Below are 16,359 nucleotides of genomic sequence, written 5' to 3' on the forward strand. Positions count from 1 at the left end.
CCGCCGCACTCTGGGTGATGTCGGAGCCGATCGTACGGCTGGTCTATGAGCGCGGCGCGTTCGCCGCCAACGGCTCGACGCCGACGGTGGCGGCGATCCTGGCGATCTTCGGCCTCGGCCTCCCGGCCTTCGTGCTGATCAAGGCATTCACGCCGGGCTATTTCGCCCGAGAGGACACGCGTACTCCGATGATCTTTGCCGCCATCTCGGTGGCGGTGAACGTCACCACGGCGCTGACGCTGTTTCCACGGATGGGCGCGCCCGGCATCGCGGTGGCCTCGGCCGTCGCCGGCTGGGTCAACGCGGTGATGCTGCTCGGCGTCCTGATCCGGCGCGGCCACTGGGGCCGCGACGTGCCGCTGATGAAGCGCATTCCACGTCTGGTGCTGTCGGCTATCGTGATGGGGGCAGCGCTCTATTTTGCCGAGCATTGGTTCGCCGTCAGGCTCGGGCCCGGCTCGCCGCTGGTGGTCAAGGCGACGACGCTGCTGTCGCTGGTCGCGGGTGGGGCGCTGCTGTACTTCATCACGGCGTTTGCCACCGGGGGCGCCGATTTCGGCATGATCCGTCGCAACGTCAAGCGGGGATCTGGCAAGTCGGCGCCACCGATCGCAAAGACCGAACTTGACGAGTAGCGCACGACACGCTCGCAGCGCCGTCTTGATCGCAGCGCCGTCTTCGTCCATAAGCGCGCCCGTCGCAAGACTTTCGCCGCGCGCGGTTTCCAGCCGCGTGATTGGCTCCGAAAAGTCTGCAACTTTTCGGAATCACGCTTATACGGCCCTCCACAAGCCATGAGGACAATCATGACCGCCTTCAAGCCACTCGTCTTTTCCGGTGTCCAGCCGACCGGCAATCTGCACCTCGGCAATTATCTCGGCGCCATCAAGAAATTCGTTGCCCTGCAGGACACCTCCGATTGCATCTATTGCGTCGTCGACCTGCATTCGCTGACAGCCCAACTCGTCTATGAAGACCTGGCCGACCAGACGCGGTCTATCACCGCTGCGTTCCTGGCCTCGGGCATCGATCCGAAGAAGCACATCGTCTTCAACCAGTCGCGGGTCATGCAGCACGCGGAGCTTGCCTGGATCTTCAATTGCGTGGCGCGCATCGGCTGGATGAACCGCATGACGCAGTTCAAGGACAAGGCCGGCAAGGACCGCGAGAATGCCTCGCTCGGCCTGCTCGCCTATCCCTCGCTGATGGCTGCCGACATCCTGCTCTACCGTGCCACCCACGTCCCTGTCGGTGAGGACCAGAAACAGCATCTGGAGCTCACCCGCGACATCGCGCAGAAATTCAACAACGACTTCTCCGACCGTATCGCAGCGCTCGGCGTCGGCGTCGAGATGCAGGTCGGCGAAGAGACCGTGAACGGCTATTTCCCGCTGACCGAGCCGGTCATCGGCGGGCCGGCGGCGCGCATCATGTCGCTGCGCGACGGCTCCAAGAAGATGTCCAAATCGGACCCGTCTGATCTGTCGCGCATCAACCTGACCGACGACGCCGATGACATCTCGAAGAAGATCCGCAAGGCCAAGACCGATCCGGAAGCGTTGCCGAGCGAGCTGGATGGCCTGGCCGGCCGGCCCGAGGCAGAAAACCTGGTCGGCATCTATGCGGGTCTCGCCGAGATGTCGAAGGCGGATGTGCTCAAGCAATTCGCCGGCCAGCAGTTTTCCGTGTTCAAGCCGGCCTTGGCCGATCTTGCTGTGGAAAAACTGGCGCCGATCGCCAGCGAGATGCGCCGCATTTCGGATGACCGCGCCTATGTCGACGCGGTGCTTAAGGACGGCGGCGAGCGCGCCGGCGTGCTGGCCGAAGCGACGATGAAGACGGTGCGCGACATTATCGGCCTGCTGCAGGGCTGATCGCGACATCGGGTGCACTGGCACAAGGCCGGCGGCTTGCCGCCGGTCCGCCGCAGTGGCAGATTGCGCCGCAAGACACCGAGTAGATAGACATGGTCTCCAAACGCCTCAGCCGCGAAGCCGGCCATCGCAGGAAATTCCTGACGATCATCGACGACACGCCGGAATGCGAGCGTGCCGTCGCCTATGCCTCGAAACGGGCGCAGAGCACCAGCGGCACGCTGGTGCTGCTCTATGTCATCGTGCCGGACGACTTCCAGCATTGGCTGGGTGTCGAGAAGATCATGCGCGAGGAAGCCAACGCCACGGCGCGCGCCGCACTCGACAGCTATGCCAACAAGGTGCGCCAGAAGCTCGGCATCGAGCCCGAGATGGTGGTCCGCGAAGGCAAGCCGACGGAAGAGATTCACAAATTGATCGAGGAAGACCAGGACATCGCCATCCTGGTGCTGGCCGCCGGTGCGGGCAAGGAAGGCCCGGGACCGCTGGTCGGCGCCGTGGCCGGCAAGGGTGCCGCCTTCCCGATCCCGGTGACTGTCGTGCCGCAGAACCTTTCGGACGAGGAAATAGACAGCCTGGCCTGAGGTGTGCTGATTTTCAGGTGATGCCGGCCTGACCTGAAAATCTCAACACACCGTCGGGCGCGTCCCAGGGGCGCGCAAAAAACATTCCGCCAGCCAGCCATTCCGGCGATGCGTTTCGCTTGAATGTCCAGCCAATTGAGCCTATTTAGAATTGTTCCAAACTAGATGCCCAAACGGGCACGGAGACGGCCATGTTCATCCAGACCGAATCGACGCCAAACCCGGCGACGCTGAAATTCCTGCCCGGCAAGGAAGTGCTTGTGGAAGGCACCGCCGATTTCCGCGATGCCGACAGCGCCGCCGTCGCCTCGCCGCTGGCCGGCCGGCTGTTCGAAATTCCTGGCGTCACCGGCGTTTTCTTCGGCTATGACTTCATCACCGTGACCAAGGATGGCCCCGACTGGCAGCATTTGAAGCCGGCGATCCTCGGCGCCATCATGGAGCATTTCATGTCCGGCGCGCCCGTCATGGCCAAGGCCGGCCCGGCCGCCGAGACCAGCCAGACCGGTGAGTTCTACGACAAGGCCGACGAGGAGCTGGTCATCACCATCAAGGAGCTGCTCGACACGCGGGTGCGCCCGGCGGTCGCCCAGGATGGCGGCGACATCACCTTCCGCGGCTTCGAGAATGGCACGGTGTTCCTGCACATGAAGGGTGCCTGCGCCGGCTGCCCGTCATCGACGGCGACGCTGAAGCACGGCATCCAGAACCTTCTGCGCCATTTCGTGCCGGAAGTGCAGCAGGTCGAGCAGGTCTCCTGACGCCCGTTTTGACAATTCTACCCTGCTGACCGTCTGGTCCGATTTCTTCGCTTCCGGCGCATCGGTCAGAAGGAATTCCAAAATGATCTACGAACTTCGGGTTTACCGGGCTTTGCCGGGACGCTTGCCGGCGCTTCTTGATCGCTTCGACAAGATCACGCTCAAATTATGGGAAAAGCACGGTATCCGCCAAGCGGGTTTCTTTACCACGCTGATCGGAGCTTCGAACAACGAACTGACCTACATGCTGGCATGGGAATCGCTGGCCGAACGCGAAGAGCGTTGGACGGCGTTCGTGAAGGACCCTGCCTGGACGCAGGCGCGGGAAGATTCCGAGCGTGATGGCCAGATCACCGAGACAATCATCAACCAAATTTTGGTTCCCACCGCGTTCTCGGCGGTGTCCTGACCGCCGAGCAGGCGTCGCATCGCGCAAACAACAAAAAACCGGGCCGAATTGCCCGGTTTTCTGCTTGGGACGTCCGTTGTTGCCTAGACGGTCCGCGTACGAAAACTGCCTCTAGAGAACGATGACCTTGGCGCCGACCGAGGCGCGGTCATAGAGGTCGATGATATCCTGATTCATCAGCCGGATGCAGCCAGACGACATCGCCTTGCCGATCGAATTCCATTCCGGGCTGCCATGCAGGCGATAGCCTGAATCACCGCCCTTGTTGAACAGGTACATGGCGCGCGCGCCGAGCGGGTTCTTCAGGCCCGGCTCCATGCCGCCGGCAAACTTTTCCAATTCCGGCTGGCGCTGGATCATCTGCCTCGGCGGCGTCCAGGTCGGCCATTCGCGCTTGAGCGCAATGTGGGCGGTGCCATGCCACTCGAAGCCCTCGCGGCCGACGCCGATGCCGTAGCGAATGGCCCTTCCGTCGCCCTCGATGAAATAAAGGAACTTGTTCTGCGTATCGACGATGATCGTGCCCGGCTTTTCCGGGCTATCGTAGTTCACTTCCTGCCGATGGTACTTCATCGGCACTTTCTCGATCGGGATGCGCGGCAGCTGATAACCGGCGTCGGTGACCGCGCCGTAGTCGTTGGAGAATATCTGCGAGCCGATGGTGCTGCAACCGGCGATAGCAGTGGAGAGCGCCAGTGCGGCGATGATTGCAAACGACTTCATGCGCATCAGGTGATCCGGTGCCCCGCCCAAACTCGGCGGCACGAGTCGGCCGCTCTCTCATCATCATTCATGCTGGCATTTGCTTTGCTTGCCAAGCGCGCGATGCCTATATGCCTGCCTTGACGTACCGGTAAGCGTATCACTATGGCATTTTGGCAACAGGACTCACAGGATTGTGAAGCAAATTCAAGGGGCCTGCTCCATGGGTTCCTGGAAATCGAGGAGAACCGTCATGAATGTCGGTGACGCCGCCCACCGCTCCGGCCTGCCGGCCAAGACCATCCGTTACTATGAAGAGATCGGCCTGATCGCCCCGGCACGCGCCGCCAATGGCTACCGCGATTATTCCGGAGACGACATCCATCGGCTGGCCTTCCTGCGCCGCGCGCGCAATCTCGGCTTTTCCATCGACGATTGCCGCCAGCTGATGGCGCTTTACCAGGATCGCAGCCGCGCCAGCCAAAACGTGCGCGAAATCGCCGCCGCCCATGTCACGGCGATCGAGGAGAAAGTGCGCGAGTTGCAGTCGATGCGCTCGACGCTGCAGAAACTGATTCATGCCTGTCACGGCGACGAAAGGCCGGATTGTCCGATCCTTGATGACATGGCGGGCGCGGCATTGCCCAGCGACAAGGGCGCCTCTGCGCCTGCATAATGACCGTATGTCGACGACGCCCGAAGCCTGGTCGACTCCTGCCGGGAGGACATCCGCAATGGTCTCGATGACCGTCGAACTGCGCAATGTGGAGGACACGCGAGCCGCCATGGGCTGGGCCGGCGGCCACACGATCATCGTCGACCGGCCCGAAGGCAAGGCCGGCGGCATGGGCCTGGGCTTCAATGGCGGCCAGTTGCTTGCCCTGGCGATCGGCGGCTGCTTCTGCAACGATCTTCGCTACGTCGCCGAGGAAATGGGCGTAACGCTCGACAAGATCGCCGTGACCGTGACGCTGAACCTCGAAGGCAAGCCTTTGCTCGCGACCTCGTCAACCATGGCGGTTTCATGCACGACGCTGGACGGCTCCGACCCGGCGGAGATCATCACAAGGGCCGCGGCGATTTCCACGGTCAGCAACTCCCTGCGCCAGGGCGTGCCGGTGAGCATTGAAACGGCCGCAACGACGGCCGGCTTGTCGGAGGAATGATCCCCGGGAACAGGCGCATTGGCCGCGTGGATTGTCAGAGATCGCCAAAAAAGGCCCGCCGCCGGCACGGCAGAGCGATTGACCCAATTTTCTTCGGCATCTGGGCGCGTCAATCAGCCGCTCTATGTCTTCCCTTGTCGCAATGATCAACGATGGAGGTTGGCATGGATCGGCGATTGTTTCTGACTGGAATGCTTGGGCTGGCAGGGGCTGCGACCGTCGTCGCAATCGCGCGTCCTGCCACCGCCTTGGCCGGCATCCCGAATACGGGGCCCGGCATTCTCGACGAGCTCGACAAACCGTCCGACGATATTCTCGACCCGGATGGTCCCAGTGTCCAGGATGGCGTCGAGTTGGTGCGGCACCGCAGATGGCACCGCCGCCGTCGCCGACGCGGGTGGAGGCGGGTCTGCCGTCGCTATTGGCGCAATGGCTATTGGCGCCGCAGATGTTTCCGCAGATCCTTCTGGATCCACTTCTGACGAGACCAGCAACGCGAAGGTCCCGGCGCCCGCCGGGGCCTTCGCTATCGCTGCGGGGAATCCAATCGGCAAAAAAGGCCCGCCGCCCCTCGGCAGCGGGCAGGTCCTGGAGTGCCGGGGGATCAACCCGGCATGGGATCAACGAGCGGGGCACCGGTTGGTTGCAGGGATCGGCCCGGTAGCCTTCCTTTGGGTGGACCGCCACCGGGCCTGACCGGAGCGGGGTGTATTGGGGGAGCCCCGGCTGCTTCCAAAATATCACTTTTCTCTTATATTCGCTTTAGCTAATTTACATAAAGCCATGCATCACCCGCAGATGGGGTGCGCACTTCACGAAAGTGTCGAAGTGACGTCTCCCTGCTTATGCCATTCGGCATTCGCGGAACTAAAGCGGTTGCATCTGACTTTGGTTGGTGACGCGCAAAGATTTTTTCGCTGCTATCTTAAAGTTACCAAATGGAAATTGACCGGCGCAGCATATCAAGTCGATTTGCGCTGACGATCTCTTTGTTTTTCCAGGAACTGCTTGGCGTGCTCCGCCCAATCAGCCGTGGTGACTTTATGCTCCTGAACGGACTTTCTGAAAGCCTTGCGCAGAGCATCAAGGTCAAAGGCCCACAGTTGTTCACCATCAGTGCTGTTCAATTTTGTGCCGCCCGTCCCCATGAGAACGATGGTGTGCACCACAAGCTCAATCTTTCAAGGATCAATGCCTGACTTCTTTTGGGTATATCCGGGTATATCGAATATACAATCGCCTGCATAAAACAGGTTCAAACCGTGAACAGAATCTGGCATGGTGCCTGGCATGCCGATCATCTCGCCCATCCCCATCAACCCTCTCATCGACGGTCGCCAGTCCGAACGCGCCATGCTGGTGCGACGCGGTGTGCAGCGGCTGCTCATGGATATGGGCGCGCATGTCTTGCCCGAACTGTCGCTGGCCACCGGCCGCCGTGCCGACCTCGTCGCTTTGACCCGGCAGGGCGATATCTGGATCATCGAGATCAAATCCTCGATCGAGGATTTCAGGGTCGACCGCAAATGGCCCGACTACCGGCTGCATTCCGACCGCTTCTTCTTCGCCACCCATCCCGGCGTCCCCTCGGAGATCTTCCCGCAGGAATGCGGCTTCATCCTTTCCGACGGCTATGGCGCCGAGATCCTGCGCGATGCGCCCGAGCACCGCATGGCAGCGGCAACGCGCAAGGCGCTGATGCTGCGGATCGCGCGGGCCGGCGCTTCGCGGCTGCTGGCGGCGGAGCTTGCCGGCGTGTCGGTGCCGGCGCTGGAGGGTGAGAGCGAGTAGCGGCGTCCTTCACTCTATGACCGGCTCTCCTCTTCGCCGTCCTCCACGCCACCCCTAGCGGACGCCATGAGCAGCACGGCAGCGCCCAGGATGGCGGCGATGAAGGAGCCGGCGAGGATGCCGACCTTGACCGCGTCCTGCAGCGCCACGTCGCCGGCGAAGGCGAGCAGGCCGATGAACAGGCTCATGGTGAAGCCGATGCCGCACAGCAGCGATATGCCGATCATGTGCGTCCAGCCGGCATTGGCGGGCAGGTCGGCAAGACCGAGCCTGATGGCAAGTGCCGAGGAGCCGAACACGCCGACCAGCTTGCCGACAACCAGGCCGGCGGCGACACCCAGCGTCAACGGCTCGATCAGCGCGCCAAAGGTCAGGCCGGCGAGCGAAACGCCGGCATTGGCAAAGCCGAAGATCGGGATGACGACGAAAGCCACAATCTTGTGCAGGCCGTGCTCGAGCCGGTGCAGCGGCGAATGGTCCAGATCGTGACCGATCCCGGCGGAGCGCTCAAGCGGGATGGTCAGCGCCAGCGCCACGCCGGCAAGCGTTGCATGGACGCCAGATTTCAGCACCAGAACCCACAGGACGACGCCCAGAACGAGATAGGGCACAAGCGTCATCACCCGCATGCGGTTGAGCACGACAAGCGCGGCAATGATTGCGAAGGCGGCACCCAGATAAGCCAGCGACAAGCCGCTGGTGTAGAAGATGGCGATGATGATGACGGCACCGAGGTCGTCGATGATGGCCAATGCTGTGAGGAACACCTTCAGCGAAGCCGGCACGCGGCTGCCGAGCAGCGACAGCACGCCGAGCGCAAAAGCTATGTCGGTGGCGGTCGGGATCGCCCAGCCGGACAGGGCGGCCGCATTGTTGCGGTTGACGGCGACATAGACGAGTGCCGGAACCAGCATGCCGCCGGCGGCGGCGATGCCGGGCAGCACGCGCCGAGGCCAGGTGGAGAGCTGGCCGTCCAGCATCTCGCGCTTGATCTCCAGCCCGACGAGCAGGAAGAACACCGCCATCAGCCCGTCATTGACCCAGTGCGAGACGCTGAGCGGGCCGAGATAGGCGTGGAGCACGGAGAAATAGGTTTCGGCGAGCGGCGAGTTGGCGACGATCAACGCAAGTGCCGCCGCCGCCATCAGGATGATGCCGCCGGCCGCTTCGCTATCGAGAAATTCGCGGAAGACGGAAATCGGCCGCTGCTTCAGATTCTGCATGTCGCCTCCGTCATGCCGCCTGTTTCGGCGGGTTTCAATCGGCAAGATGGCAAACGGTGGCCTTAACGCGGCGCGCGCTTTGCCAGTATGCGCTGCAAGGTGCGACGGTGCATGTTGAGCCGGCGCGCTGTCTCGGAGACGTTGCGCTCGCACATCTCATAGACGCGCTGGATATGCTCCCATCGGACGCGGTCGGCCGACATCGGGTTTTCCGGCGGCGCCGCGCGCTCGCCGGCGGTGCGGGTGAGTGCGGCGAAGATATCATCGGCGTCGGCGGGCTTGGAGAGATAATCGACCGCACCGAGCTTCACCGCGGTCACCGCGGTGGCGATGTTGCCATAGCCGGTCAGGATGATGGTGCGGGAATCCTCGCGCTTTTCGCGGATGGCCGCGACCACGTCGAGGCCGTTGCCGTCGCCGAGCCGCATGTCGACCACGGCGTAGGCGGGTGGATTGGCGCGCGCCTTGGCAACCGCCTCCTCGACGCTCTCGGCCGTCTCGACCACGAAGCCCCTGGCTTCCATAGCGCGGGCCAGACGCGTAAGGAACGGCTTGTCGTCATCGACGACAAGCAGCGAGGTGTCCTCGCCTTCAACCATTGCGCCAATATTCTCGTCGCCTGTCATAGTCTCAAAATTCCTGCTGCCTTAATTTTACGCAAATATAGTTCCTGAGCCTCCTTGTCCAATTTTTAGAGGTCCTTCAAGGCTCTCAGGCAGTGTCGAACATGCTGGCCGAAGTGATTTCCGGATTGAGGAACACACCACGCGGCCACGATATCTGGACCATGGCGCCCTCGCCCAGGCCACTCGAATTGCGGAAATCGAGCACGGCACCAGAGCGTTCGAGCAGGGTCTTGGCGATGAACAGGCCGAGGCCCAGACCACCGCCGGTTTCATTGCCCTGACGCGTCGACATATAGGGCTCGCCGATGCGGTCGATGATCTCGGCCGGAAAACCGGGGCCGTCATCGACGATCGAGAAGGTGACGGTGGCCTCGTCCCAGCTCCAGCGCACGGTGACGCTTTTGCGGGCGAAATCGACCGCGTTCTCGACCAGGTTGCCGAGGCCGTAGATGACGCCCGGATTGCGCTGCCCGACCGGCTCGGGGCCGATGCGTTCGCCGGGCCGAAGCTTGATCGAGATGCCGAAGTCCCGGTGCGGCGCGGTGACCTCCTCGACCAGCGATGTCAATGGCAGCCGCGAAAGATGCGCCTCACCCTCCGAGGACAGGCTGGTCAGCCGCTTGAGAATCTCGCGGCAACGCTCGCTCTGCGAACGCAACAGCGTCACGTCTTCCCCATATTTCGGATCCTTGCCGAGCGCCTTTTCCATCTCCTTGGCGACAAGCGCGATGGTGGCGAGCGGCGTGCCGAGCTCGTGCGCGGCCGCGGCGGCCAGCCCGTCGAGCGCCGAAAGGTGTTGCTCGCGCTGCAGCACCAGCTCTGTTGCGGCGAGCGCATTGGCCAGAAGCCGGGCTTCGGCTGCCACCCGGAAAGCATATATGGCGGTGAAGGCGATCGAGGACAGCACCGCCATCCACATGCCGGCGACATAGAGAAAAGGCATCGCCAGCGGCGCATCCTCATGCCAGGGCAGCGGCAGATGGACAAAGACCAGAAAGGTCGCCGCCGACATGACCAGCCCGCCGAGGATGGCGGTCAGGCGCAGGGGCAGCGATGTCGCCGAAATGACGACAGGCACGGTCATCAGCAGCGAGAACGGATTGGTGAGGCCGCCGGTCATGTAGAGCAGGCCGGCAAGCTGCAGGCTGTCGAAGATGAGGATGCCGAAGGCCGCAAGCGGCGTGAGCCGGTGCGCCGCCGGAAAGCGAAAGGCGAGAAACAGATTCATCCAGGCCGAACAGGCGATCAGGGCAAAGCAGAGGCTGACCGGCAGCGGAAACTTCAGCCCATAGGCGACGACGAGCACCGCCAGGCTCTGACCGACAATGGCAAGCCATCGCAACCGGATTAGCGTGTTGAGGCGCAGTCTCTGGCTCTGCTGGAAATCGGGCGAACGCAAAACGTTGATCATGGCCATGAATTACAGCCGCGAAGCTCCAAAGGCTAGGTCCCGCGCGGCTTGGCCCTGGCGGTGGCGGCGGCGAGCAGCGGGTTTTCCGGCCAGACATGCTTGGGATAGCGGCCGCGCATGTCGGCGCGCACGTCGGCCCAGGAGCCGCGCCAGAAGCCGGGCAGGTCGCGCGTCGTCTGGATCGGCCGGTGCGCCGGCGACAGGAGTTCGAGCGTCAGCGGCACAGTGCCATTGGCGATGGCGGGATGCCGGTCGAGCCCGAACAGTTCCTGCACGCGAACCGCCAGCACCGGCCATTCGCTGTCATAGCGGATAGGCACATGGCTGCCGGACGGAGCGTCGAAATGGGTTGGCGCCAGCATATCGATCCTGCGCTGCAGATCATGCGGCACGAGGCTGGCCAGTCCGGCCGAGACAACACCTGCATCGATGGCGGCAAACGATGCCGCGCCGGCGAGGTAAGGCAGCAGCCAGTCGTCGAGGCGCTCGACGAGGGCGTCATCCGCCATATCGGGCCATGGCGCGCCCAGGCCGCGATGCAGCCAGCCAAGCCGCTGGCGCAGCGTTTGCGCCTCCTTGCTCCAGGTCAGCAGCGACAGCCCGTGCTGGCGCACGGCATCGAGGACGGCGCGGTCGGCGTCGGCCCCCGTTGGCGGCGGCAGCATGCGCTCGGCGAGCGTGATGGCGCCAAGGCGCACGGTTTCACGCACACGCACGGCGCGCTTGTCCCGATCGAAGCTCGTTTCACGGCGCGCCTCGATCCTGTCCGCCAACGCGACACGGACATCGTCCTCGCCGATCGCCGCTGCCGCCGTGATGCGCGCATTCTGTGCCTTGCCCTGCAGGTCGGCGACGACCAGAAACGGCTCGCCCGCCAGCGGGTCGGCGGCGTCGAGCATGGCGCCGGAGCCGTTGGCCAGCACGAAACGGCCGCGCTCGCCGCGCGCCTTCGCCACCCGATCCGGCCAGGCGTGCACGAGCAGGAGACCGGCGGCCGCAGCTTCGCTGCCCTTCGCCCCGCCAGCCTGCCTTGCCAGCCTTTCGGCGAGCTGCTTGGCGACGATAGCGCGCGGAGATCTTTCCCCGCGAAAGCGCATCAGCCGCCGCTCCAGATCGGCGCCGTCGCCGCCGAGGCCGCGTTCGGTAAGCAGCACGGCAAGCATCGCCGCCTCGAAGGCATGACCGCTCCGGGATGCCTCGGCAACCATATGCGCCAACCGCACCGGCAGAGCGAGCTTGCGCATCGCTGCACCCGCCTCCGTCAGGCGCCCCGTGTGGTCGATGGCATCCAGCGCGCGCAGTAGCCCCCTTGCCTCATTGAGGGCCGGAACAGGCGGCGGATCGAGAAAAGCGAGCGCTGACGGATCGGCAACGCCGAAGGCAGCACAATCGAGCAGCAGTCCGGACAGATCGGCCTCAAGGATTTCCGGCGGCGTGAAAGCAGGAAGTGCAGCCGTTTGCTCGGCCCGCCACAGCCGGATGGCGACGCCTGGCTGCGTGCGCCCGGCACGGCCGGCGCGCTGGTCGGCGGAAGCCTTGCTGACACGCACGGTCTCCAGTCGGGTCAAGCCACTGGCCGGCTCATAGCGCGGCAGCCGCGACAGGCCGGAATCGATGACGACGCGCACGCTGTCGATGGTGATCGAGGTTTCGGCTATCGAGGTGGCCAGCACCACCTTGCGGCGGCCCGATGTTGCCGGCTTGATCGCCGCGTCCTGCGCCTTGCCGTCCAGCATGCCGTAGAGCGGGACGATGTCGGTATCGGTGCCGACCTTGCCGGCCAGCCGTTCGGCGGTGCGCTCGATCTCGCGCTGGCCGGGCAGGAAGGCAAGGACGCTGCCGCTCTCGTCGGCAAGGGCGGCGCGGATCGCCTTGGCCATCGCGTCCTCGATGGCGATGCCGGCCGGCCGTTCGTCATAACGGATATCGACGGGAAAGGCGCGACCCTCGCTTTCGACGACCGGCGCGCCCGACATGAGTTTGGCGACGCGCGCGCCGTCGAGCGTCGCCGACATCACAGTCAAGCGCAGATCCGGCCTGAGCGCCCCCTGCACGTCGAGCGCCAGAGCGAGACCGAAATCGCCGTCGAGCGAACGCTCGTGGAATTCGTCGAAAATGACAGCCGAAACACCGGGCAGTTCGGGATCGTCGAGGATCATGCGCGCCAGCACGCCTTCGGTGACGACCACGATCCTGGTCTTTGCCGAAATGCGGTTTTCCATGCGCATGGCGTAGCCGACGGTGGCGCCGGGTTCCTCACCAAGCAACTCAGCCATCCGGCGAGCGGCGGCGCGAGCGGCGAGGCGGCGCGGTTCAAGCAGGATGATCTTGCCGGCGCCGAGCCAAGGCGCGTCAAGCAGCGCCAGCGGCACCAGCGTGGTCTTGCCAGCGCCGGGCGGCGCCACCAGCACGGCGCTGTTGCCATCGCCAAGCGCTTCCCTCAGCGCCGGCAGCACGACGGACACAGGAAGCTCCGGCAGGGGTTTTGTGGTCATGGCGCCCGCATATCAGCGGTTACGGCCAGGGCGCAACCAGAGTCGGTTCAAAGCCGGGTACGCGAAAACGGGTTCCAGCGCACGGTCCCCAGCCGCGCTTCCTCACGCACCATGGTCAACAGGCCGGCGCCGCCAACGACCGCCAGGCCAACCAGCGACAGCCCGTCCGGATATTCCTGGAAAAACAACGCGCCGAGGATCACCGCCCAGGCGATCTGCGAATAATGCGTCGGCGCGACCCGGTTGGCAGGCGCGTATTTCATGGCCAGCAGTTGAAGGAATTGTCCACCTGCTGTGAAGGCACCGGCCGCCACCAACCACAGCAACTGCTTGCCGTCGGGAACGGTGAACGAGGTGGCGGCGGCACCGATGCCGTTGAACAGCAGGCCGTAGCCGACCAGCACGCCGAGCATGGTGGTGCGCTTTTCCTGCTGCGCCAGCGAGCGCATCAGGATGACGCTGGTGGCGGCGAGGAAAGCAACACCGAAGGCGGCAAGGTGGCCGAGATTGAGCTCGCGAAAGCCCGGCCGCACCACCAGCATGACACCGGCGAAACCGGCGACCACCGCCAGCCAGCGCCAGGGGCCGACCTTCTCCTTGAGGATCACCGTGGAGAGAATGGTGACGCAGAGCGGCGCCAGGAATATCAACGCATAGGACTCGGCCAGCGGAATGGTGGTGAAGGCGTAGACACTGAGCACGCCGGAAGCGATGCCCGCCCAGGCACGCGCCTGCACCGCCCATGGCCTTCTGGTGCGCCAGAAATCGCGCCAGCGTTCGCCCGCGGGCCGCGTGAAGAACAGGAAGAAGCCCGCGAACAAGGTTATGAAAAAGCCGATCTCGAAGATCGTGAGCTGACCGCCCAGGCTTTTGACAACGGCATCGCTACCCGAATAGCTTGCGTAGGCGATCAGGGCGAGCAGGATTCCGTTCGTCACGTTGTTCCAATTCCGGGGAGAGAGTCGTTTGAAAATCCTGGCGCTCGGTGCGCATCCGGACGACATCGAGATCTTCATGTTCGGTACGATGGCCGCCTATGCCGCGCAAGGCGCAGAACTCACTTTTGCCATGGCCACGGATGGTGCCAGGGGCGGCTCGAGCGATCCCGCTGTTCTCGCTCGTGTCCGTCGCGACGAAGCAACGGCCGCGGCCGCGCTGGTAGGCGCAGTGCCACGCTTCCTCGACTTCCCGGACGGCGAGCTGGTGGCCGATGCAGCGCTGATTGGAGCTCTGAAAGCACTGATCGGTCAAATCGGCCCGGATCTGGTGATCACGCATGCGCCCAACGATTATCATGCAGACCATCGCGCGCTGTCGGACGGCGTTCGTATCGCGGCGTCTTTCGCCGTCCCAGTGCTGCATGCCGACACGATGGGCGGCACCGGTTTTTCGCCGACGCACTATGTCGACATTTCCGCCCATGCCGACGTCAAGGCCGAGGCGATCCGCATGCATCAATCGCAGGATCCCGACCGCTTCGTCGACATTGCGCGGACACAGAACGCCTTTCGCGCCGGCCAGTGCAACGGCGCGCAAGGCTCATCGGCCGAAGCCTTCCGTTTCGAACCGTCGTTCCCGTTCGCCGATATCCGCGCGCTGCTGCCGCCGGCGCCGGCGATCCGCAAGGTGATGGTGAGCACCAGAAGGGTCGATTGAAGCCGAGGTTGCCCCACGTCCCGGTCAGAATCGGCCTGAACAGCTTCGGTAAGCCGGCCAGCGACCCGCGCTTTTCCCAACGTTTTCAGCCATCGCCATAAGCATGCTGCGGCGCAGCAACGAATTCGCTTGCCTTGTTTAGTAAAAATTGCATCACTAAACAAATTACTAAACATCTGCAGTGTAACCGCGCAGCCATGTTTGGGCCCCTGAGGAGAGGGGTTGAGGGCTTTTTGAAACCGTCATCCGGGCGCGTTTCGCAAATGGGAGGAAGTCATGAAATCGAGCTTGAAACTGGCGTTGGGACTGACCTCGGCAATCACAGCGTCGACAGCCGTCGCGAACGTCGCGCACGCTGAAGACCTGACCCTGTGCTGGGCCGCCTGGGACCCGGCCAACGCGCTTGTCGAACTGTCCAAGGATTTTACCAAGGAAACCGGTATCGGCATGAAATTCGAGTTCGTGCCGTGGAGCAACTATGCCGACCGTTTCCTCAACGAGCTCAACTCGCACGGCAAATTGTGCGACCTGATCATCGGCGACAGCCAGTGGATCGGCGGCGCTGCCGAGAACGGCCATTACGTCAAGCTGAACGACTTCTTCGACAAGGAGAAGATCAGCATGGACGATTTCGTGCCGGCAACCGTCGTCGGCTATTCGGAATGGCCGAAGAACACGCCGAACTACTGGGCGCTGCCGGCCATGGGCGACGTCGTCGGCTGGACCTACCGCAAGGACTGGTTCTCCAAGCCGGAGCTGCAGAAGGAATTCAAGGAGAAGTACGGTTGGGACCTCGGCCCGCCAACCACTTTCGACCAGTTGAAGCAGGTCGCCGAGTTCTTCCAGAAGCGCGAGATCGACGGCAAGACCGTCTATGGCGCCTCGATCTACACCGAGCGCGGCTCCGAAGGCATCACCATGGGCGCCATGGACGTGCTCTACAGCTATGGCTTCCAATACGAAAACCCCAAGAAGCCCTACGAGATGGAAGGCTTCGTCAACTCCGACAAGTCGGTGAAGGGGCTGGAATTCTACAAGGCGCTCTATGATTGCTGCACGCCGCCCGGTGCCTCGAACAGCTACATGGGCGAAGGCGTCGATGCCTTCAAATCCGGCCAGGTGGCGATGCACATGAACTTCGCCTTCACATGGCCGGGCCTGCAGAAGGACGAGAATGTCGGCGGCGACAAGATCGGTTACTTCGTCAACCCGAAGGGTCCCGACGGCGAGCAGTTCGCCCAGCTCGGCGGCCAGGGTATCTCCGTGGTGTCCTATTCCGACAAGCAGGAGGCGGCGCTGAAATACATCAAGTGGTTCGCCAACAAGGACGTGCAGGCCAAATGGTGGTCGCTCGGCGGCTATTCCTGCCTCAACGCGGTGGTCAAGGATCCGAAATTCCCGGCCAGCCAGCCCTACGCGCAGACCTTCCTCGACTCGATGGCCATCGTGAAGGACTTCTGGGCCGAGCCGAGCTACGCCCCGCTGCTGCAGGCCTCGCAGAAGCGCTTCCACGACTATGTCGTCGCCGGCCAGGGTTCGGCCAAGGATGCGCTCGACGGCCTGGTCAAGGACTGGACCCAGGTCTTCCAGGACGATGGCAAGATGTAACCAGCTCCTCCCGAGCTAAGCCAAGCATCCCGTGCCGCCCCTTGGCACGGGAT

17 protein-coding genes are annotated in these 16,359 nt (G+C 63.5%); 11 read left to right on the forward strand and 6 right to left on the reverse strand.

What is annotated here, in order from left to right:
• From EN955_RS01580 to EN955_RS01600, 5 genes are all read left to right on the forward strand, one after another.
• Positions 1-635, forward strand: a 635-nt coding sequence (locus EN955_RS01580) for a lipid II flippase MurJ (protein WP_206523746.1), incomplete at its 5' end; no start/stop codon positions are given.
• A 171-nt stretch (positions 636-806) separates the two neighbouring features.
• A complete protein-coding gene (gene trpS, locus EN955_RS01585; protein WP_013528062.1) occupies positions 807-1,874 on the forward strand; it encodes a tryptophan--tRNA ligase in 1,068 nt (355 codons plus the stop codon).
• Positions 1,875-1,966: 92 nt separating this feature from the next.
• Positions 1,967-2,458 carry a universal stress protein gene (locus EN955_RS01590; RefSeq protein ID WP_013528063.1) on the forward strand — a complete coding sequence of 164 codons (492 nt, stop codon included), beginning with the start codon at positions 1,967-1,969 and terminating at the stop codon, positions 2,456-2,458.
• A gap of 191 nt (positions 2,459-2,649) precedes the next feature.
• Positions 2,650-3,219, forward strand: coding sequence for a NifU family protein (locus tag EN955_RS01595; protein WP_013528064.1), 570 nt, complete (start codon positions 2,650-2,652; stop codon positions 3,217-3,219).
• A gap of 82 nt (positions 3,220-3,301) precedes the next feature.
• Complete coding sequence (locus EN955_RS01600) at positions 3,302-3,628, forward strand: NIPSNAP family protein (RefSeq protein ID WP_013528065.1); 327 nt, start codon at positions 3,302-3,304, stop codon at positions 3,626-3,628.
• A gap of 111 nt (positions 3,629-3,739) precedes the next feature.
• On the opposite strand, the gene EN955_RS01605 is transcribed toward EN955_RS01600, so the two are convergent.
• The gene (locus EN955_RS01605; protein WP_013528066.1) at positions 3,740-4,357 is read right to left on the reverse strand and encodes a L,D-transpeptidase; all 618 of its coding nucleotides are present in this window, start codon (positions 4,355-4,357) and stop codon (positions 3,740-3,742) included.
• 226 nt (positions 4,358-4,583) lie between these two features.
• Here EN955_RS01605 and cueR point away from each other — a divergent pair, with 226 nt between their 5' ends.
• From cueR to EN955_RS01630, 4 genes are all read left to right on the forward strand, one after another.
• Positions 4,584-5,006: a Cu(I)-responsive transcriptional regulator gene (gene cueR / locus EN955_RS01610; RefSeq protein ID WP_024501803.1), complete on the forward strand. Its 423-nt coding sequence runs from the start codon at positions 4,584-4,586 to the stop codon at positions 5,004-5,006.
• Between the two features lie 58 nt (positions 5,007-5,064).
• The gene (locus tag EN955_RS01615; RefSeq protein ID WP_024501804.1) at positions 5,065-5,496 is read left to right on the forward strand and encodes an OsmC family protein; all 432 of its coding nucleotides are present in this window, start codon (positions 5,065-5,067) and stop codon (positions 5,494-5,496) included.
• A gap of 938 nt (positions 5,497-6,434) precedes the next feature.
• Positions 6,435-6,695: a hypothetical protein gene (locus EN955_RS01625; RefSeq protein WP_127219059.1), complete on the forward strand. Its 261-nt coding sequence runs from the start codon at positions 6,435-6,437 to the stop codon at positions 6,693-6,695.
• Positions 6,696-6,786: 91 nt separating this feature from the next.
• Entirely contained in the window at positions 6,787-7,287 is a 501-nt protein-coding gene (locus EN955_RS01630) for an MmcB family DNA repair protein (RefSeq protein ID WP_050580417.1), read from the forward strand.
• Between the two features lie 14 nt (positions 7,288-7,301).
• Here the strand turns inward: EN955_RS01630 and nhaA are convergent, their stop codons facing one another.
• The 5 genes from nhaA to EN955_RS01655 form a co-directional block, all read right to left on the reverse strand.
• The gene (gene nhaA, locus EN955_RS01635) at positions 7,302-8,510 is read right to left on the reverse strand and encodes a Na+/H+ antiporter NhaA (protein WP_024501808.1); all 1,209 of its coding nucleotides are present in this window, start codon (positions 8,508-8,510) and stop codon (positions 7,302-7,304) included.
• Positions 8,511-8,572: 62 nt separating this feature from the next.
• The gene (locus EN955_RS01640) at positions 8,573-9,136 is read right to left on the reverse strand and encodes an ActR/PrrA/RegA family redox response regulator transcription factor (RefSeq protein ID WP_013528072.1); all 564 of its coding nucleotides are present in this window, start codon (positions 9,134-9,136) and stop codon (positions 8,573-8,575) included.
• Positions 9,137-9,221: 85 nt separating this feature from the next.
• A complete protein-coding gene (locus tag EN955_RS01645) occupies positions 9,222-10,553 on the reverse strand; it encodes an ActS/PrrB/RegB family redox-sensitive histidine kinase (RefSeq protein WP_013528073.1) in 1,332 nt (443 codons plus the stop codon).
• A gap of 26 nt (positions 10,554-10,579) precedes the next feature.
• A complete protein-coding gene (gene hrpB / locus EN955_RS01650) occupies positions 10,580-13,042 on the reverse strand; it encodes an ATP-dependent helicase HrpB (RefSeq protein WP_024501810.1) in 2,463 nt (820 codons plus the stop codon).
• A 47-nt stretch (positions 13,043-13,089) separates the two neighbouring features.
• On the reverse strand, positions 13,090-13,980 hold the full coding sequence (locus EN955_RS01655; protein ID WP_013528075.1) for a DMT family transporter: 891 nt from the start codon (positions 13,978-13,980) through the stop codon (positions 13,090-13,092).
• A gap of 28 nt (positions 13,981-14,008) precedes the next feature.
• Between EN955_RS01655 and EN955_RS01660 the strand changes: the two genes are divergently transcribed.
• On the forward strand, positions 14,009-14,698 hold the full coding sequence (locus EN955_RS01660; protein ID WP_024501811.1) for a PIG-L deacetylase family protein: 690 nt from the start codon (positions 14,009-14,011) through the stop codon (positions 14,696-14,698).
• 276 nt (positions 14,699-14,974) lie between these two features.
• Entirely contained in the window at positions 14,975-16,306 is a 1,332-nt protein-coding gene (locus EN955_RS01665; RefSeq protein ID WP_024501812.1) for an ABC transporter substrate-binding protein, read from the forward strand.
• The last annotated feature ends 53 nt before the right edge of the window (positions 16,307-16,359 follow it).

Source organism: Mesorhizobium sp. M7A.F.Ca.CA.001.04.2.1, assembly GCF_003998485.1.
Taxonomy (GTDB): domain Bacteria; phylum Pseudomonadota; class Alphaproteobacteria; order Rhizobiales; family Rhizobiaceae; genus Mesorhizobium; species Mesorhizobium ciceri.

Coding starts and splice junctions, on each gene's coding strand:
- EN955_RS01615 (WP_024501804.1), top strand. CDS start 5,065: ATGGTCTCGATGACCGTCGAACTGCGCAATGTGGAGGACACGCGAGCC.
- EN955_RS01665 (WP_024501812.1), top strand. CDS start 14,975: ATGAAATCGAGCTTGAAACTGGCGTTGGGACTGACCTCGGCAATCACA.
- nhaA (WP_024501808.1), bottom strand. CDS start 8,510: ATGCAGAATCTGAAGCAGCGGCCGATTTCCGTCTTCCGCGAATTTCTC.
- EN955_RS01630 (WP_050580417.1), top strand. CDS start 6,787: ATGCCGATCATCTCGCCCATCCCCATCAACCCTCTCATCGACGGTCGC.
- EN955_RS01645 (WP_013528073.1), bottom strand. CDS start 10,553: ATGGCCATGATCAACGTTTTGCGTTCGCCCGATTTCCAGCAGAGCCAG.
- cueR (WP_024501803.1), top strand. CDS start 4,584: ATGAATGTCGGTGACGCCGCCCACCGCTCCGGCCTGCCGGCCAAGACC.
- EN955_RS01590 (WP_013528063.1), top strand. CDS start 1,967: ATGGTCTCCAAACGCCTCAGCCGCGAAGCCGGCCATCGCAGGAAATTC.
- EN955_RS01595 (WP_013528064.1), top strand. CDS start 2,650: ATGTTCATCCAGACCGAATCGACGCCAAACCCGGCGACGCTGAAATTC.
- EN955_RS01605 (WP_013528066.1), bottom strand. CDS start 4,357: ATGCGCATGAAGTCGTTTGCAATCATCGCCGCACTGGCGCTCTCCACT.
- hrpB (WP_024501810.1), bottom strand. CDS start 13,042: ATGACCACAAAACCCCTGCCGGAGCTTCCTGTGTCCGTCGTGCTGCCG.
- EN955_RS01600 (WP_013528065.1), top strand. CDS start 3,302: ATGATCTACGAACTTCGGGTTTACCGGGCTTTGCCGGGACGCTTGCCG.
- trpS (WP_013528062.1), top strand. CDS start 807: ATGACCGCCTTCAAGCCACTCGTCTTTTCCGGTGTCCAGCCGACCGGC.
- EN955_RS01640 (WP_013528072.1), bottom strand. CDS start 9,136: ATGACAGGCGACGAGAATATTGGCGCAATGGTTGAAGGCGAGGACACC.
- EN955_RS01625 (WP_127219059.1), top strand. CDS start 6,435: ATGGAAATTGACCGGCGCAGCATATCAAGTCGATTTGCGCTGACGATC.